Here is a 16,726-nt window from a genome sequence, read left to right on the forward strand (position 1 = left end):
CGCCCGCAAGGGCGCTGCCTGCGGCGTCTCCCGGCGCTTTTGACCAATAGTTTGCCACTCAGACGCCCTACCGTGTCCGCGGCCGCGGACTGCCCGGCACGTCCAGGACGTGGGAGCCATCCGCTCGACAGGCGGGATTCGAAGACTTATGTCCGGGTATGGCGTAGCTGTCGACGGTTCGCTGCGCGTTGCGGCACCTGCGGGGGAACAAGACTGCGGTCCGCGACGTTGGAACCACACGATAGAGACGATGCGGAAGGCGCTGCGGCGCGCGCCGCAGGCAGGAGGAGACCGGACGATGAGCGAGCGAGCGCTTCGGGGCACGCGGCTCGGCGCGACCAGCTATGAGACGGACAGCGGAATAGATCTCGCGCCCCGCCAGGATATCGAGTACAGCTGCCCCAACGGTCACCGGTTCGAGATGCCGTTCTCCTTGGAGGCCGACGTCCCGGCGATGTGGGAGTGCCGGGTGTGCGGCGCGCAGGCGCTGCGCGTGGATGGTGTCGCCCCGGAGGAGAAGCAGGGCAAGCCGTCGCGCACGCACTGGGACATGCTGATGGAGCGGCGCACGATGGCGGACCTTGAGGAGGTCCTGGCCGAGCGGCTCGAGGTACTGCGCACCGGCGGGATCAGCTACGCCCCGCCGACGCCCGCACCGGCCACGAAGACGGCCACCAAGGTGGCGCCGACGAAGAAGAGTTCGAGCGCCGCGCCCGGGTCCAAGGCGCCGGCCACGAAGACGGCCGGTAAGCCAGCGGCGCGCCCGGCGAAGAAGGCACCGGCCAAGAAGTAGCCCGCAAGAGCGGCGAGCGTCTTGTCCCGTTGAGCGGGACAAGACCGGAGCGATGCGAGGCACGGCGCATTCGTCCCGCTCAACGGGACAGATCGGTGTCTGATCAAGCGGCGTGGTGGATCGCCGTCTGCGGCTAGACCTGCCGACGGCGAATGAGCTTCGCGGTCCGGTCCTGGAAGCCCCACACGGTGCTGCGCCACAGCGCCTCGGTCACGATGTTGCCGGACATCTTCGAGACGCCGAACTCGCGTTCGATAAAGGTAATCGGCACCTCGACGACCCGGAATCCGGCCCGCACCGCGCGGCGGGCCATGTCCACTTGGAAGCAGTAACCGGCCGACTCGACGCCGTCGAGGCCGAGTCCTTCCAGAGTCGCCCTGCGGAAGGCGCGGAAGCCGCCGGTGGCGTCGCGCAGCCGCATCCCGGTGGCGATGCGCACGTAGAGGTTGCCGCCGCGGGAAAGCACCTCGCGCGACTTCGGCCAGTTCACCACCCGCCCGCCGCTGACCCAGCGCGAGCCGAGCACCAGGTCGGCGCCCTGCTCCTCGAGCGCGGCGAGCAACCTCGGCAGGTCTTCCGGGCGGTGTGAGCCGTCCGCGTCCATCTCGACGAGCACGTCGTATCCGGCGTCCAGTCCCCAGCGGAATCCGGCCAGGTAGGCGGCGCCGAGGCCCTCCTTGCCCTTGCGGTGCAGCACTTGGATCCGGTCGTCCTCGGCGGCCAGCTTGTCCGCGATCTCGCCGGTGCCGTCGGGGCTGTTGTCGTCGGCGACCAGGACGTGTACCTGCGGATTGTGCTCATGTAGCCGGCCGACGATCCGCTCCAAGTTCTCCGACTCGTTGTACGTCGGGATGATCACCAGGGTCTGGGCGGTCACGTGCGGGCCTTTCGTTGCCGGTGGCGTGGCTCTGCGGCGGGCGGTTGCGCGGCGGACAGATTATCGGAGCTTCGCGTCTCGTTTGGCGCGGGCTATGCCCAGCGCCCACGCGGCGAGCGCGGCGGCGGCCATCACGAACTCGGGCCAGGCGCCGACCCGGTCGGCGAGAGTCAGTCCGGTGCGCGGGGTGACTTCGGCGGCGACCACGGCCGGGGTGAACTGGCCGGTCTGCTGCTGGATGTTGCCGTCCGGGGTGATGTATCCGGAGATGCCGCTGGTGGCGGCGATCATCACGGGGCGGCCGTGTTCGACGGCGCGCAGCTGGCTGATCGCGAGCTGCTGCTCGGGCTGACCGCTCCAGCCGTAAGTCGCGTTGTTCGTCTGTACGACCATCACGTCGGTCTGACTGTTGACCGAGGAGCGTACGTTGTCGTCGTAGGCGACTTCGAAGCAGATGACGTCGGCGATGTGCACGCCGCCCACGGTCAGGATGCCTGGCTTATTGCCGGCTACGTCATCCTTCGGAACGCGGGAGAGCTCCGAGATGTACCGCGTCAGCAGCGAGCGGTACGGGATGTACTCGCCAAACGGCACCAGGTGCCGCTTCGTGTATGTCGCGCCCGGGCCGGTCACTGGATCCCAGACGATGCCCTCGTTGCGCGCCAGCCCCTTGCCTACCGAGACGACCGTTCCGACCAGGATCTGGGTGTGGACGGACTCGGCGGCCTGGGAGAGCTCGGCGGAGGCGATCGGATCCTGGAAGGGGTCGACGTCATCCGAATCCTCGGGCCAGAACACGGCGGCAGGCGGCGGCCGCTTGCCCGCGGCGACCTCGGCGGCGTACTGCTCGGTGACCCTGAGGTGGTTGTCGAGCACCGCTGAGGCCTGCCCGTACGCATCGAGACCGGTGCGCGGCACGTTGCCCTGAATCGCGGCGAGCTGAATGGGCTTCCCGGCGGTCGTCTGAAGCGGAGTCAGAATGCCGGCAAGCGGGATGAGCACAGCCAGCGCGATCCAACCCGTGACCTGGGCCCAGACTCGGTTTGGTGAGAGCTCAGTCCCAGAGCGCAGGACGTGATGAGCCGTCAGCAGCAGGGCCGCCAGCGCGGTGCCGACAAGCGCGGTGGCGAAGGTAACCAGCGGCGCGCCGCCGAGTGCGGCGAGGGGGGTGAGGACCGTGTGGCTCTGACTGAAGGCGAGGCGGCCCCAGGAAAAGCCGTTGAGCGGCCACCGGTCGCGCAGTGTTTCCTCGGCGACCCAGAGCAGCGCCTGCCAGAGCACCGCGCCGCGCAACCTGCCGACCGCCGCGGTGGCCGCGCCGAGCGGCACGAAGTAGAAGGCCTCCACGATGGCGAGCACGATCCAGGCGTCGGTGCCCACGGTCGTGACCCACTTGAAGGAAAGGAAGCAGAAGGCCAGGCCGAACCAGAGGCCGCACCAGGCCGCGGCGGTAGCTGGCCGACGCAAGCCGCGACGGGCACGCAGGTGCGCGGCGCTGTGCGAGCACAGTACGAAGCCCGCGACGCTGATGGGCGCCAGCCACCACCAGCCGACCGGCGGGAACGCGGCGACGAGGAGGAACCCGAAGCCGATCGCGGCCAGTTGCGGCAGCCAGTGCACACCAGGACGTGGGCGGCGAAGACGAGGCCGGCGCAGGCGCGGGATGGGCAGGCGACGGCTTCGCGTCGGCGATTCTTCGCTCACGCTCGCTATTGAGGCCGGCACCGTGTCCACTTTGCGGAACTATACCGCCGTCGTCTGAGACAACCGCTGATCAGTCCGTGCCGGCAGCGCGCTGACGATCGAGATCGTGCCCAGAGACGGTCGATCGCCAATCCTCGACAGGCTGTCTCGCTCAACCGGACAACCGCTTCTTCCTCCCCGGTCAACCGCCGCCCGCCGTCCCGCTCTTCCCGGATAAAACCCCGCGATCACATCTCCGCTACGCGGCTGGACTACAGCGCTGCGTTTCGTTCACAGCACCACTGGACTACAGACGCCCTTGTGCGCTGGTGGTCTCGCGATAGCTTCGCCGACGGCGGTTGAGGGTTACGCGGGACACGCGTGCACAGGTTTTTCGCCCCACCACGCGCAAACGAGGTCAGCAGAAAATCCGTGCACGCGTGTCCCGGTCTTGCCTCATCCGCCGTCGGCGAAGCTATCGCGAGACCCGCGGTGTACAAGGGCGTCTGTGGTCGGGAGCCGCCGTCAACGAGACTCGCCGCTCCAATGCGGCCGCGTAGCGGAGATGTCGTCGCGGGGTTTTATGGGGAAGAGCAAGCTGGCGGGCGGCGGTTAGCGGGTGGGAAAGCCGGTTGTCCAGCTGAGCGGGACAACCTCCAGGAGACAGGGCGCTTGATTCGGGGAACTCTGCTGAATACGGCGGAGCCAACGGCACGATCAGCTAGCCAAGATCACGATGTGCGGCTATTGGGCGAGCAGGTCGTGGATCGGTCGGCCACGGACTGCGGTCCGGAGGCAGCGGGGCAGGTCAAGCCCGGGAGTCAGGTCTGGCAGGCCGGGCACTCCCGCTCGCTCGTCCGTTGACCAAGCGGCGACGCGTTGGTCGGGCGTCTGCACGACGAGGTCGCCCGCCTCCCACACGGCGTATGTCGCCGGAGCTCCCGGTGTCAGCACGCCGGTTTCGTCCTGTGGAACGCGCGCCATGGCCGGGTTCAGCGCGCGCCATCCGCCTCGGGTGTGCGCGGCGAAGGCGGCGCGGGCGGTCATCCGCGAGGCGGGCGTGCGGTGGAAGACGGCGGCGCGCACCGCCTCCCACGGACCGAGCGCAATGACCGGCGAGTCGGAACCGAACGCGAGCACGACGCCAGCCGCGCTCATCGCCGCGAATGGATTCATGCCGAGCGCGCGGCCGGGTCCGAGCCGCTGGACGTACATGCCGTCGGTCCCGCCCCAAGCCGCGTCGAATCCGGGCTGCGCCGAGATCACCACGCCGTGATGGGCGAACTTCTTGATGTGCTCGCTGTCGGGCAGTTCGGCGTGTTCGGCGCGCACCCGCATGGCCCGCAGCCGCTTCTCGCCCACCAGTTCGTGCGTCAGATCAAGACCGGCGACCAGCAGGTCAAGCCCATAGTCGCCGATGACGTGGAAGCCGGGTTGTACCTGTGCCTCGACGCAGGAGACGAGGAACGCGCCGATCTGTTCGGCCGTCAGATACGCGGCTCCGGCGTAACCGGCGGTGGTCGCGCCGCCGAGTCCTGATTCGGCGGCGTCTGCGTAGGGCTCTCTTAGGCAGGCTGTGTGCGAGCCGATCGCGCCGTCGATGAAGAGGTCTCCGCCGGCCCCGACGCCGCCGAGTTCGACGGCCTTGACCGGATCGGTGAGCTCTCCCCAGTACCCGAATACGTAAGGGCTCGCGTTATCCGAATCGGCGGCGAGCGAGAGCAGACCGGTGAAGTCATCCTCGCCGGAGATCTGCGGGCCGCCGCACTCGTGGAGTGCGCCGATGCCGAGTTCGGCGGCGCGACGAAGGGCGGCGCGTTGGGCGTCAGCGCGCTGCGTCGCGGTGATAGAGGCGAGTGCGGCGGCGCGTACCGCGTGGTGGGCATCCCGCGACAACGGGCCATCGTCGGCGTAGCCAGCGACCGAGCGTGCTTCTGGTGCCGCGTCGAGAAGCGCGCTGGAAATGACAGCGCTGTGCACGTCGACGCGCGAGAGGTAGGTACGGCGGCTGCCTGCCGCGCGGTCCAGCTCGGATCTGGTCAGCGGTTTTTGTCCGTCCGAAGAGGTGCGGTCCCAGTCGGTTTCGTCCCAGCCGGTGCCGAGCACGACGCCATCTTCGGGAAGAGCTGCCGCGTACGCGGCGATCCGGTGCAGCGCTTCGGTGCGAGATTCACAGCCGGAAAGGTCGAGGCCGGTGAGCGCCAGGCCGGTGGAGGTGGCGTGTACATGGGCGTCGACGAAGGCCGGGGTGACGAGCGCGCCGTGCAGGTCGATCGCCTCGTCCACCGACTCGGCCTGTGCGTCGGCCGCGCCTTCCGAGCCGACCCAGGCGACGGCGCCGTTCTCGACCACCATCGCGGTCGCGAACGGGTCGGCCGGGGTGTAGATGGCGCCGTTACGCAGCAGAGTCGTTGCCGTCATGCACTCAGCTTAGGAGGGCCGGACATGGGAGGCGACCAGGGCGATGACACCGCCGAGCAGGGTGGCGAGGAGCCGGGGCAGAGCCGTCTGGCCTGCGCCGAAGCCGAGTAGATCGAGCAATACGACCACGAAGCCGGTCAGGAACACCGAGTAGAGGAAATAGCTCGCCGGGAAGACCGTGTAGCCGAGGGCGATCGTGACGCCCGCGCCGATCAGTAGCGCGGCCGGTCCGAAGTGGGCGAGCGCCGCGAGCGGCAGGCCGAGCAGGATGCCGATCGCGGTGCCGCCGATCCGGTCGAGGGCCCGGCGCACGGTGAGTACGTGTTCTGTCTTGAGGACAAGCACGGCGGTCAGTGCGGCCCAGTACGGGTGCGCGAGGCCGAGTAGCAGCGCGGCGCTCTGGGCTATCGCGGCGGTGAGAGCGAGTCGCAGCGCGTGCTGGCCGTGGTGCGTGCTGATTCCGGCGTGTGTGCGCACGATAGCGACGAGGTGACCGTTGAATTCGCGCAGGCTTCGGCGGGGGCGTGTCGCCGACGCTGTGTCCGTTGGCTTTGGGAGGGCGAGGGCGACGAGTGCGGATTGGAACAGTCCGCCGGCGAGTACCAGCCCTGCGCGCACGGCGGCTTGGCGCGGTGTGTCCGGCGTGGATGTGGCGATGAGCAGTGCGCCGGGCCACTGGAGTGCGGCGATGGCCACTCGGTCGCTGAAGGCGCCGACGAGTCCGGCGGCGTAAGCGAAGGCTGCGATGAAGAGAACGAGCGGAATCGGGGCGTTGGCGGCGAGGGCGCCGACGAAGGTCCCCAGCGCCATGCCGGCCGAGGCGAGCGCGACGGCGGCGGGCTTCTTGCGTTCTTCGCCGACCATGGCGGCGAACCCGGACGGTAGGGCACCGAGCGCTGCGTAAACGCCGTACTCGTAATGGCCGAGGCAGACGCCGAGGGTGAGAGGCAGGACGACGCCGACCGCGAGTCGGATGCCGCGTGCCGGGGCGAGCGCGGAGCGTGGAGCTTGCGCGATGCGTCCCGGGGATCGAAGTTCCCGGACGGTTTCGCTGTAGGTGGACACGGTCTCCCCCGGTGGTGCTACGGATGGGCGACGCGTCTTCGAGCCGTCCCCGCCGCGTCCCGGGTGGGACGCGGTCGAGGCGATTCCATGGTGACGCATGCTGGGGTGATGCGTCCAATAACCAGGGATTGTCGTTTCGATGCGCCAGCCGCATGTAAGAATTAAGGTATGCAGATCGAGGAGTTGCGCTGGTTCACTGTGCTGTGCGAGACAGGGAACGTTGGGCGCGCGGCGGCGGAACTTGGCTTGTCACAGCCGGGACTGTCACGGGCGCTGGGCCGGCTGGAGCAGGAACTCGGCGCGCAGCTGTTCGACCGTAAGGGCCGCGTCCTTGAGCTCAACCGGTACGGCGAGGCTTTCCTCGCCTACGCGCGCCGGGTCCTGCGGGAACTGGAGGCCGGACGGCGAGCGGTCGCGGAGCTGGCCAGTCCCGAGACCGGCACGGTCGCGATGGCGTTCCTGCATACCGTCGGCCCGTGGCTGGTGCCGCGCTTGCTGCTGTCGTTTCGCGCGCAGTACCCGGGCGTGCGCTTCCACCTCATCCAGGGCGGCTCGGCGACCAACCTGGCCGCGCTTGAGCGCGGCGAGGTGGACCTGGTGATTACCTCACCTCGACCTGATGGGGCGCGGCTGATCTGGCGGCCGTTGCGCCGTGAGCGGCTGTATCTCGCCGTCCCGGTGGACCACCGTTTCGCGCGGCGGCAACGCGTGCGGCTCGCGGAAGCGGCGGCGGAGACTTTTGTGGCCAACAAACCGGGCACGGGTCTGCGCGAGTCCACCGAGGAGTTGTGGCGCGAGGCTGGCATCGCGCCGACCGTCGCCTTCGAGGGCGACGATGTCGCGACGCTGCGCGGCATGGTCGCGGTCGGGCTCGGCGTGGCGGTCTTGCCGCGTGCGCGGACTTATGACGGCGGGATCGACCAGGCGGGTGATCCGTGGCTGCGGTACGTCCCGCTGGCCGGCAGCGGCGGTTCGCGCGTGCTGGGCCTGGTTTGGCGGGAGGACCGGTGGGCCTCCCCGGCGGTGACGGCGTTCCGCGACTCGGTGTTCGCGCTCGCGCCGGAACTGCCGTGATCAGCCCACCGGATCGGGCAAATCGGGCAGACGGCCGTCGTACGAGGTGGACAGCACGATCGTGGTGCGGGTCGAGACGTTCGCGGCCGAGCGGATCCTGGCCAGCAGACCCTCCAGCGCGCCGGGCGTGGCGACGTGCACCCTGAGGATGTAGTTCTCCTCGCCGGCGACCGAGTGGCAGGACTCGATCTCGCTCAGACCCTTGAGCCGCTCGGGAACGTCGTCGGGCGCGGCCGGGTCGAACGGTTTGACGGAGATGAACGCGGTCAGCGGCAGACCGATCGCCTCAGCGTCCACCACCGCGCGGTAACCCTTGATGACGCCGCGCTGCTCGAGCCGGCGCACGCGTTGGTGCGCGGCTGACGTGGACAAGCCGGTGGCCTTGCCGAGGTCGGTGTAGCTCATCCGTCCGTCGGCCAGCAGCAGCCGGACGATCTGCCGGTCGATCTCCTCCATCCCCCAACGGTAACGGGTTCGGCCAGCGGTATTCGAAACCAGGGCCGCAAGTATTCGAAACAAGGCCGCACGATGTCATGAGGCTCCCCTACGATCAGCCGCATGCCGGAAAACCCGCTGACCGATCCGCCCTTGGCCGACGCGCACGCGTTCCAGGTCGATTTGCGGGGGCTGGTCGACCTGCTGTCGCACCACCTCTACTCCTCGCCGCGCATTTACGTGCGTGAGCTGCTGCAGAACGCGGTGGACGCGGTGACGGCGCGGCTGGGCACCGACCCGGCGGCGCCGACGGGCATCCGCCTGACCGCGGACGGAGCCTCGGTGCGCATCGAGGATCCGGGGATCGGGCTGACTGAGGCAGACGTGCACCGCTTCCTCGCCACCATCGGCCGCTCCTCCAAGCGCGATGACCTGGCAGGCGCGCGTCGGGAGTTCCTCGGCCAGTTCGGCATCGGGCTGCTGGCCTGTTTCACCGTCGCCGACACCATCCGGGTGACGACGCGGTCCGCGGTCGACCAGGATGCGCCGCCGGTGGAGTGGTTGGCGACCTCCGACGGCCGGTACACGATCCGCGCGCTCGACCCGGCGCAGCGTCCTGAGCCGGGCACGACCGTGGAGCTGACGCCGCGTCCGGGGGCCGAACGGTGGTTCGCACCGGACCGGGTCGCCACGCTCGCCAGGGACTACGGCGCGCTGCTGCCTTACCCGGTCGTAGTGGAAACACCGGACGGTGCGGTACGCACCACGGATAGTCCGCCAGTTTGGGACCGCGACTACGTCTCGCCCGCCGCTCGGCGCCTGGCTCTCTTCGATTACGGCGAGCGCGCCCTCGGCTTCACGGCGCTCGACGTGATCGAGCTGAACGTGCCGCTGGCCGGTGTGCGCGGGGTGGCGTACGTGCTGCCTTCAGCGGCGAATCCAGCGGAGGCGGGCCGGCATCGCGTGCATCTGAAGGGCATGCTGCTCTCCGATGCGACGACCGGCCTGTTGCCGGAGTGGGCGTTCTTCGTACGCTGCGTCATCGACACGGACACGCTGCGTCCGACCGCGTCGCGTGAGGGGCTGTACGAGGACGAGACGCTCTCCGCGGTGCGCGAGGCGCTCGGGGTACGGATACGGGACTGGCTGACCGACCTGGCCGCGCAGGATCCGACCAGGCTCGCCACCTTTCTCAGTGTGCACGCCCTGGGTGTGAAGGCGATGGCCAGGCATGACCGGGAACTGCTGCGGATCATGCTGCCGTTCCTCGACTTCGAGACCACCGACGGCCGGGTGCCGCTCACCGAGTTCGCCCGCAACCACCCGAGCATCCATCTGGCCCGCAGCGTTGACGAATTCCGGCAGGTCGCCCCTATCGCGGCTGCGCAGGGCATCGGCGTGGTCAACGGCGGCTATACGTACGACGCGGACCTGGTCGAGCAGCTGCCGCAGGTCATTCCCGGCACGGTGGTCGGCGAACTGGGCGCGGACGTGGTCACCGCGCACCTGGACCTGGTCGATCCGGCCGAGGAGCTGGCTCTGGCCGGGTTCCTGGCCGCGGCGCGGGCCACCCTCGATCCGCTGGACTGCGACGTGGTGCTGCGCGCCTTCGCCCCGGTGTCGGTGGCGGCGCTGCACCTGGACAACCGCGAGGCCAGGTATGAGCGGACCCGCGCGGAGACCGAGGCCGCGGCGGACGAGCTGTGGGCCGAGATCCTGGGCGCGCTCAAATCCTCGGCGCCGCGCGCGCAGCTGGTGCTGAACCATCACAGCCCGGTGGTGCGGCGGCTGAGCGGCATTACCGACCGGACACTGCTGAACACGGCGGTCGAGGCGCTGTATGGCCAGGCGCTGCTCATGACGCACCGGCCGCTGCGCCCGAGCGATACCGCGCTGCTGAACCGGGCTTTCGGCGACCTGCTGGCCTGGGCCTCGCTGGCGGCGCGCGCTGGGGACGAGGTCTGAGTCGCGATGCCCGCGATGACTGCGGCGCAGGTCTGGGCGGCGCTCGCCGAGAACGCGCAGGCGCTGAACGGTCCGGTCAAGGTGGCTCGCGCGGAGTACCTGGTCGACGCGGCTGAGGCGGCCGGCGACCCGGCGCTCTACGCGCAGGCGCTGCTCGACGTGATCAACGCCTACGAATACTGCGCGGAGCAGTCGAAGCTGCTGGTGCCGTTCGCCCGGCTGCTGCGGCTGTGGGACCGGGACGCCGGGGCATTCGACGCACGGCGCCGGCACAGCCTGTTCTGGTATTTCAAGTGGGCGACCGGCGGGATGCTGCGGGTGCCCGAGGTGCCGCTGACCTCGATCACCGGTTGGCTGGCCGAGATGGAGTCGCGTTATCGGCAGGCCGGCCACTCGCCGCGCGCGGTGCACATGGGCCGGCATCGGCTGGCTCGTGCCACCGGGCAGGCGGCGGTCGCCGAGCGCGAGTTCGAGGCCTGGCTCGACGCGCCGCGCGACGCGATGGCCGACTGCAATGCCTGCGAGGCCGGGGATCAGGGCTGGTGGCACGCGTTCAACGGCCGGGACGAGGAGGCGCTGCGGCTGTGGGAGCCGGTGCTCGGCGGGCAGCTGGTGTGCGCAGAGGAGCCACATCGGGTCCTGGCCTACAGCCTGCTGCCGCTGCTTCGGCTCGGTCGCACCGACGAGGCACGCGGTAACCACCTACGCGGGTACCGGATGGCCAAGGGCGTGGCCAATCTGCGTTCGACGATCGCGATGCACATCGAGTTCTGCGCGCTGACCGGCAATGAGGCACGCGGGCTCGAGATCCTGACCGAGCACGCGGGACTGCTAGCCCCCGGCGCTGAGGATGCGACGTCGCGGTTGGAGTTCCTGATCGGCACTCAGGTGCTGCTGCGCCGGCTTTCCGCGGCGGGACTCAGTGACCTGACGCTGAGCAATATTGAGCAGCCCGCCGGTATCGCGCGTACCGGCCCGGCGACCGTCGGCAGTGTCGCCGCGCGGATCCAGGAGCAGATCGATGAGTTGTGCGCACGGTTCGACGCGCGCAACGGCAGCACGACCGTGTCGGACGGGGCAGCGGAGCGACTGACGGCCGAACCACTGCTGACCTCGCTGCCGCTCGGTTCCGCAGGCGCGTTGCCGACGCACGAGGTCACGGCGCCGGCAGCCTCGCCCGCCCCTTCCGTTTCCCGACCGGCGGCGGTCTCGCTTGACGAACTGGTGGCCGAAGCCGAACGGCTTTCCGACGCGCGGCACCCGCACGCGCGGCAGGCTTTTGAGCGAATCGCGGCGAGCGGACACGAATTGCCGCCGGTGATCGCCGCACGAATCGACCGCAATCGTGCCCGGATACTGCTGGAGCAGGACCCTGCGGCGGCGCGCGGCGCGCTCTGCTCCGTCGCGGAACGGCTTGCGCAGCTTGGTGAGGCCGCCGAAGCCCGCGAAACCCGGGCCAACGCCGCTTTCGCCGCCTTCCTCGCCGGGGACCGCGATACCGCGGAATCTGAGGCCGTGGTCATCGGCGCGGAAGCTGAAGCCGCATACGCCGCCGGCGATCTGACGGCGCGCCAGTATCTCAACGCGCGCAGCCTGCCGGTTTTCATCGCGTTCAACGCCTTGACCCGGCAGCCCGCGCCGACCGACGCGGCAACCGACGCCCCCGGCGAGCAAGGTGAGGCGGACCCGCAGCTCGCGGCCGAGTTGGTTCGGTCAGAGCTGGAGATCACCGAGAAGCTCGGTGATCCGGGTCGCGCCGCTGTCTATCAGCGCATGCTGGCGCAGCTCGCGTTCCGCCGCGGCGACCACGTCGAAGCTGGCGTGCGCCTCGCGGCGTCGCGCGATGAAGCGGTCCGAGCCGGGCAGCCCTGGGACGCGGTGGAACCGGCGGAAACGCTGGCTCAGCTCGCCCTGCAGCAGGGCGACACCGCAGCGGCGGAAGGTCACACCCGAGACGCCCTGGTGCACGGCGGCGACCTGCTCGATCGCGCGGCCCGAGCCCGGCTCTACTCGCTGCTGACCGAAGCACTGTGGCGGCAACCGGAACGCCGCCTTGAGGTCGTGGACGCCGCGTTGCGCGCGGGTGACTTGTGGGAGGGCACGAGCGAACCGGACAGCCTGCACAGTCGGTTCATCGCGGCACGCGCTTATGCCGGACTCAAGCGGCACGGTGAGGCCGCCGCCCTATTCGACGAGCTGATGCAGCGCGTGCACGTGCCCTACGACGGCGCGGGTATCGCGATGGCCCGTGAGCAGTACGCCGACTGCCTCACCCAGTTGGGCGAGCACCGGCGGGCCGCCGAACAGTACTTGGCCGCGGCGGCGCTCGTGCAGCATGATCCGCGCAATCGCCTTTCGCACGCGCGGCTCGCCTGGTCGGCAGCGCAGGCGCTGCAAAGCGCTGGGCTGACCGCCGAGGCGTTGCCCGCTTATCGGCGCGCGGCCGACCTGTGGAGCGAGCTCGGCAACCTGCCGGCGCGAGCGCGGTGCCTGCGGTCCGCGGCTTGGCTGATCGGCTGGGCGAAACCCGAAGACACGGACGGGCAGTCGAACGACGACGCGCCGGCTCGGTGGACCGCGGCGCTGGCCGCGATGCGATCCGTGCTGGCCGAGCTGACGGCGGTACCGCGGGAAGAGCGGGCCGAGCCGATCACCGTGGAGATCGGGCACACGGACGACCAGCTGCGCCAAATGCTCGGCTGCCTGCGCGAGGCCGAGCAGCAGGCCACGCAGAGGACCGGCGCGGACGAACCCACGTAGACGAGCAGGCTCCTGTCAGGGCTTCCAGCCGAAAACCGGATCGAATGAGCGTAGGAACAGCCCGACCGTGCGTTCACTGCTGCTCAGCCGCAGCGCCTGGTCCCGCAGGAACATGCCGACCGGCTTCGAGGCGTGGTGGAACGCTGACATGCGCTTTGAGCGTTTGACGATGTCCATCGTGCGCGGAAGCCGCACCGCCGTGTACGACGCGAGCGCGCGCACGTCGCCGTCGGCTTCGGAGAGCACCTTGGCGAGCACGACCGCGTCTTCGATGGACTGCGAGCCGCCTTGTCCGAGATCCGGCGTCATCGGATGCGCCGCGTCGCCGAGCAGCGCCACCCGGCCCACGTGGTAGGCGGGCAGCGCGGTCCGCATCCATCGGGCGTCGTCCCGGTAGACCGAGGCCGGATCGACGGCGTCGAGGATCTGCTGGATCTGCGGGTACCAGCCCGAGAAGTGGGCACGCAGCTGACTTAACGGATCATCAGTGAATCCGTTTCCGGCCGCGAGCAGATCCTTGAGCACCGTCGCGTATGCGTAGACGCGTCCGTCGTTCAGCGCCCAGGTCCCCCAGACCGTCCCCTTGCCCATGGATTCGCTGGCGAGGATCTCCTCCTTGTCACCCAGGCTGGGCGCGAGCATCCACCAGATGGTGTAGCCGCCGTCTGCGGGCCCCGGATGGTCGGGGAAGAGGGTCCGGCGCACCGCCGAGCGGCCGCCGTCAGCGGCGACGACGAGGTCTGCTTCGAACACCTGGCCGTCCGCGGTCTCCACCTGCGCGCGCCGGTCCGCCGTTCCGGGATCGGTCACGTGCGCCGGCTCACCGAAGCGGATCGCGTCGCCGGGAAGCTGCCCGGCGAACACGGCCAGCAGTTCGGTTCGCACCAGCGAGTACACCGGGTAACCGAAGCGGCGGCCGACCGGATCCCCGCTAGGCCGGAAAATCCAGCTACCGTCCGAACGCCGCGCCCCGATCGCCCCGCTTGAAACGCCGACCGCCCGCACCCGCGCGCCGAGCGTCATCCCGTCGGCGTCCACGGCGTCGAGCGCGTGCATCGCGTTCGGCGGCATGGCGATACCGGCGCCGATTGGCCGCAGCGCGTCGGCGCGCTCCAGCACCGTGACCTGCCACCCGCTGCGGTACAGCGCGTTCGCCGCCGCCAGCCCGCCCACGCCGGCCCCGATGATCACTGCTTCCCGCGCATTCCCCATGACACCGCTCCCCATGACACCGCCCCATCTTCTACATCCCGTAGAGCAATAGTGCACCTTTCTCTCGTTCTGCGACAGCTTCCCGCTGTCAGTGCCGCCCGGTATCTTGATCGTTCGTGACGGAGCGTCAACAGGACACGGAGCTTCACCCGGACGATGGCGAAACGGCCGAGCCGGTGGAGGCGCAGCGCCCGATTCCCGCAGCGGCGCTCCGGGAGGTCGAGGCCGCGGTGGAACGGCTGTGCCTGCGCGAGGGCACCAGCCAGGCGCGCGCTCGGCAGCTGCGCTGGGTCGCCAAGGAGCTGCGGCTGGTCAGCGTGCATCCGGAATACCGGCCCGCGCACGAGGTACGCACGGCCGCGGATCTGTTCGCCGCCCAAGCGCTGACCTCTTATCTGCGGCTCGCGCAGCACGGCGAACTGCGGCAGCGGCCGACCAGCTCCGGCGACGGCACCTCGAGCGCGTCCTCGATGCGCATCCGGGAGGACTGCCTGCGGCTGATCTGCCAGGAGCTGAGCGTGCCGCTCGCGCTGACCGAGCGGGCGCCGCTGCCCGCGCCGCGCGAGGTGGTCAACGGCCCGACCCGCTCGCAGTTGCGGGCGTATCTCGCCGAGAAGGCGAAGAGCCCGCCGACCAGAGCGGGACGGATCAGGCTGCTGGCGATCATCGGCACGGTGCTGGACACGGCCGCGCGAGTCGGCGAGCTGTGCGCGCTGCGGGTCGATGACCTGGATCTGTCCGAGGCCGAGCCGGTTCTCACCATCGTGCGCCATCCGCAGGCCAGGTCCGTGTCCGAGCCTGCCACCGAGCGGATCATCCTCTCCCCCGGCACGGCCACCGCGCTGCGGCACTGGCTGACCGCGCGGGAGGAAATCCTCACTCCGCTGCACATCGGCGTGAAGTCGCTGTGGGTGTCGGTCGCCGGGAACCACGCGGGTCTGCCCGCCGCGGACGGTCACTCGATCAAGCGGCCGGCCGGAATGCCGCTGCGTCCCAGAGGCCTGCAACGCGCGTACACCCGCACCGTGGTGGAACTGAACACCGAACTGGCGGGCTCGCCCGGCTGGCGGCCGCTGCCGTACCGCCTGGAGCAGTTGCGCCGCGCGGTCGAGGTCAGCCCCGATCGGATCGTCGAGGAGCAGGCCGCTCCTTAAGCGGCGGGGTGGCTTCCCTTGCCGGCCTGCTCGGCGGAGGCGCGCTCGCTGCGGCCGTGCTCCTGCCGCTGGCGCTCGTAGCGCTGGTCGAGTCCTGATCCGGATCGGTGTCCGGGCCCGGCGTGGACCTCGGCGTCGGGCCGACCACTGCTGGCCTCGCGGCGTTGGGCGCGCTCCTGGCGTTTGCGGGCGGCCAGCGACGAGGCCACCGCCGCGATGATCATCGCCGCACCGGTGCCCGCGGTCAGCACGTCGGGCACGTCATGCCAGACCTCGACCATCAGCAGCAGCGCGAGTATCCCGATCGCGTAGTACGCGCCGTGCTCCAGGTACCGGTACTCCTCAAGCGTCCCGCGGCGCACCACGTACACCGTCAGGGCCCGGATATAGGCGGCGCCGATCGCCAGGCCGATCGTGATCAGCGCGATGTCCAAGGTGACCGAGAAGGCACCCATCACCGAGTCGAAGGAGAAGGTCGCGTCGAGCAGTTCCAGGTAGCAGAACAGGAAGAAAGCCGCGCGGCCGTGCACGGTGGCGCGCGGCCGTGACGCACCGTCAGCGTCCGCCTGTTCCGCGATCAGCTCGCCGGTGCCGTTGACCAGCAGGAAGGCGCAGAGCCCGGCGACCGTGCCGACCATGACCTTCAGCGCCTCGCCGTCGCGCACGGTACCGGCCGCCAGCAGCGCGAAGCCGAGCACCAGCACCTCGCCGATCCGCGGCAGCCGGCCCATCCGGCGCAGCGGCCGCTCAATCCAGCCGATCCAGGTCTCCTCGCGCTCCTCGAATACGAACCCGAAGAAGATCATCAGCAGGAACGCGCCGCCGAACGCGGCGATGCCGGGCTGCGCGGCGATCAGCAGGTCGCGATACCGCAGCGGTTCGGAGTAGGCCAGATGGATCGCGGAGAACGGGCTGATCCGGGCGCCGACGCTCACGATCGCCAGCGGCACCAGCAGCCGCATGCCGATCGCGGCGATCACGATGCCCACGGTCAGGAACAGCCGCTGCCAGAACTGGCTCATCCGGGCCAGCACGGTCGCGTTGACGATCGCGTTGTCGAAGGAGACCGCGACCTCGAGCACGCCGAGCAGGGCAGCGACCGTCAGGCCGTGCAGTCCGTCAACCAGGTACGCGCCGATAAGGCAGGCGATCGCCACGGCGTGCGCCACGCCGAACAATCGCAGGCCACCGCCGCGCGCCGAGGTGCCGGCCCGATCCGCCATGGCCCTTCCGCCTCTCATTCGCCGTGCCGTTCAAGCCACCGTGCCGGGTCCCCCTGTAGCCCCG

11 protein-coding genes and 1 pseudogene are annotated in these 16,726 nt (G+C 69.9%); 5 read left to right on the forward strand and 7 right to left on the reverse strand.

Annotated features, from left to right (window positions below; translation table 11 throughout):
• Positions 1-298 precede the first annotated feature (298 nt).
• Positions 299-640, forward strand: a pseudogene (locus VN779_RS19435) (RNA polymerase-binding protein RbpA); the annotation flags it as partial.
• Between the two features lie 286 nt (positions 641-926).
• Here VN779_RS19435 and VN779_RS19440 read toward each other — a convergent pair.
• The 4 genes from VN779_RS19440 to VN779_RS19455 form a co-directional block, all read right to left on the reverse strand.
• The gene (locus tag VN779_RS19440; protein WP_325725375.1) at positions 927-1,670 is read right to left on the reverse strand and encodes a polyprenol monophosphomannose synthase; all 744 of its coding nucleotides are present in this window, start codon (positions 1,668-1,670) and stop codon (positions 927-929) included.
• A gap of 60 nt (positions 1,671-1,730) precedes the next feature.
• Complete coding sequence (lnt, locus tag VN779_RS19445) at positions 1,731-3,290, reverse strand: apolipoprotein N-acyltransferase (RefSeq protein ID WP_325725377.1); 1,560 nt, start codon at positions 3,288-3,290, stop codon at positions 1,731-1,733.
• Between the two features lie 807 nt (positions 3,291-4,097).
• A complete protein-coding gene (locus VN779_RS19450; protein ID WP_325725379.1) occupies positions 4,098-5,774 on the reverse strand; it encodes an amidohydrolase in 1,677 nt (558 codons plus the stop codon).
• A 9-nt stretch (positions 5,775-5,783) separates the two neighbouring features.
• Positions 5,784-6,839, reverse strand: coding sequence for an FUSC family protein (locus VN779_RS19455; protein WP_325725383.1), 1,056 nt, complete (start codon positions 6,837-6,839; stop codon positions 5,784-5,786).
• Between the two features lie 168 nt (positions 6,840-7,007).
• Here VN779_RS19455 and VN779_RS19460 point away from each other — a divergent pair, with 168 nt between their 5' ends.
• Positions 7,008-7,913, forward strand: coding sequence for a LysR family transcriptional regulator (locus VN779_RS19460; RefSeq protein ID WP_325725385.1), 906 nt, complete (start codon positions 7,008-7,010; stop codon positions 7,911-7,913).
• Here VN779_RS19460 and VN779_RS19465 read toward each other — a convergent pair whose 3' ends face one another.
• Positions 7,914-8,369 carry an Lrp/AsnC family transcriptional regulator gene (locus tag VN779_RS19465; RefSeq protein WP_325725387.1) on the reverse strand — a complete coding sequence of 152 codons (456 nt, stop codon included), beginning with the start codon at positions 8,367-8,369 and terminating at the stop codon, positions 7,914-7,916. It lies immediately after the preceding gene.
• Between the two features lie 102 nt (positions 8,370-8,471).
• Between VN779_RS19465 and VN779_RS19470 the strand changes: the two genes are divergently transcribed.
• Together VN779_RS19470 and VN779_RS19475 are read left to right on the forward strand one after the other, a co-directional pair.
• Positions 8,472-10,313 carry an HSP90 family protein gene (locus VN779_RS19470; RefSeq protein WP_325725389.1) on the forward strand — a complete coding sequence of 614 codons (1,842 nt, stop codon included), beginning with the start codon at positions 8,472-8,474 and terminating at the stop codon, positions 10,311-10,313.
• Positions 10,314-10,319: 6 nt separating this feature from the next.
• Positions 10,320-13,073 (forward strand): hypothetical protein, encoded by a 2,754-nt coding sequence (locus VN779_RS19475; protein WP_325725391.1) that lies wholly within the window; start codon positions 10,320-10,322, stop codon positions 13,071-13,073.
• Positions 13,074-13,088: 15 nt separating this feature from the next.
• Here VN779_RS19475 and VN779_RS19480 read toward each other — a convergent pair whose 3' ends face one another.
• Positions 13,089-14,285, reverse strand: a complete 1,197-nt coding sequence (locus VN779_RS19480; protein WP_325725393.1) for an FAD-dependent oxidoreductase — start codon at positions 14,283-14,285, stop codon at positions 13,089-13,091.
• Between the two features lie 116 nt (positions 14,286-14,401).
• Here VN779_RS19480 and VN779_RS19485 point away from each other — a divergent pair, with 116 nt between their 5' ends.
• Complete coding sequence (locus VN779_RS19485; RefSeq protein ID WP_325725395.1) at positions 14,402-15,439, forward strand: site-specific integrase; 1,038 nt, start codon at positions 14,402-14,404, stop codon at positions 15,437-15,439.
• On the opposite strand, the gene VN779_RS19490 is transcribed toward VN779_RS19485, so the two are convergent.
• Positions 15,436-16,662, reverse strand: a complete 1,227-nt coding sequence (locus VN779_RS19490) for a DUF475 domain-containing protein (protein WP_325725397.1) — start codon at positions 16,660-16,662, stop codon at positions 15,436-15,438. The two genes, VN779_RS19485 and VN779_RS19490, sit on opposite strands and share 4 nt — an antisense overlap.
• Positions 16,663-16,726: the final 64 nt, after the last annotated feature.

This window comes from Actinocrinis sp. (genome assembly GCF_035605935.1).
Taxonomy (GTDB): Bacteria; Actinomycetota; Actinomycetes; order Streptomycetales; family Catenulisporaceae; genus Actinocrinis.

Excerpts from the sequence above, each read along its gene's own strand:
- VN779_RS19450 (WP_325725379.1), bottom strand. The coding sequence starts at position 5,774 with ATGACGGCAACGACTCTGCTGCGTAACGGCGCCATCTACACCCCGGCC.
- VN779_RS19460 (WP_325725385.1), top strand. The coding sequence starts at position 7,008 with ATGCAGATCGAGGAGTTGCGCTGGTTCACTGTGCTGTGCGAGACAGGG.
- VN779_RS19465 (WP_325725387.1), bottom strand. The coding sequence starts at position 8,369 with ATGGAGGAGATCGACCGGCAGATCGTCCGGCTGCTGCTGGCCGACGGA.
- VN779_RS19470 (WP_325725389.1), top strand. The coding sequence starts at position 8,472 with ATGCCGGAAAACCCGCTGACCGATCCGCCCTTGGCCGACGCGCACGCG.
- VN779_RS19475 (WP_325725391.1), top strand. The coding sequence starts at position 10,320 with ATGCCCGCGATGACTGCGGCGCAGGTCTGGGCGGCGCTCGCCGAGAAC.
- VN779_RS19480 (WP_325725393.1), bottom strand. The coding sequence starts at position 14,285 with ATGGGGAATGCGCGGGAAGCAGTGATCATCGGGGCCGGCGTGGGCGGG.
- VN779_RS19490 (WP_325725397.1), bottom strand. The coding sequence starts at position 16,662 with ATGGCGGATCGGGCCGGCACCTCGGCGCGCGGCGGTGGCCTGCGATTG.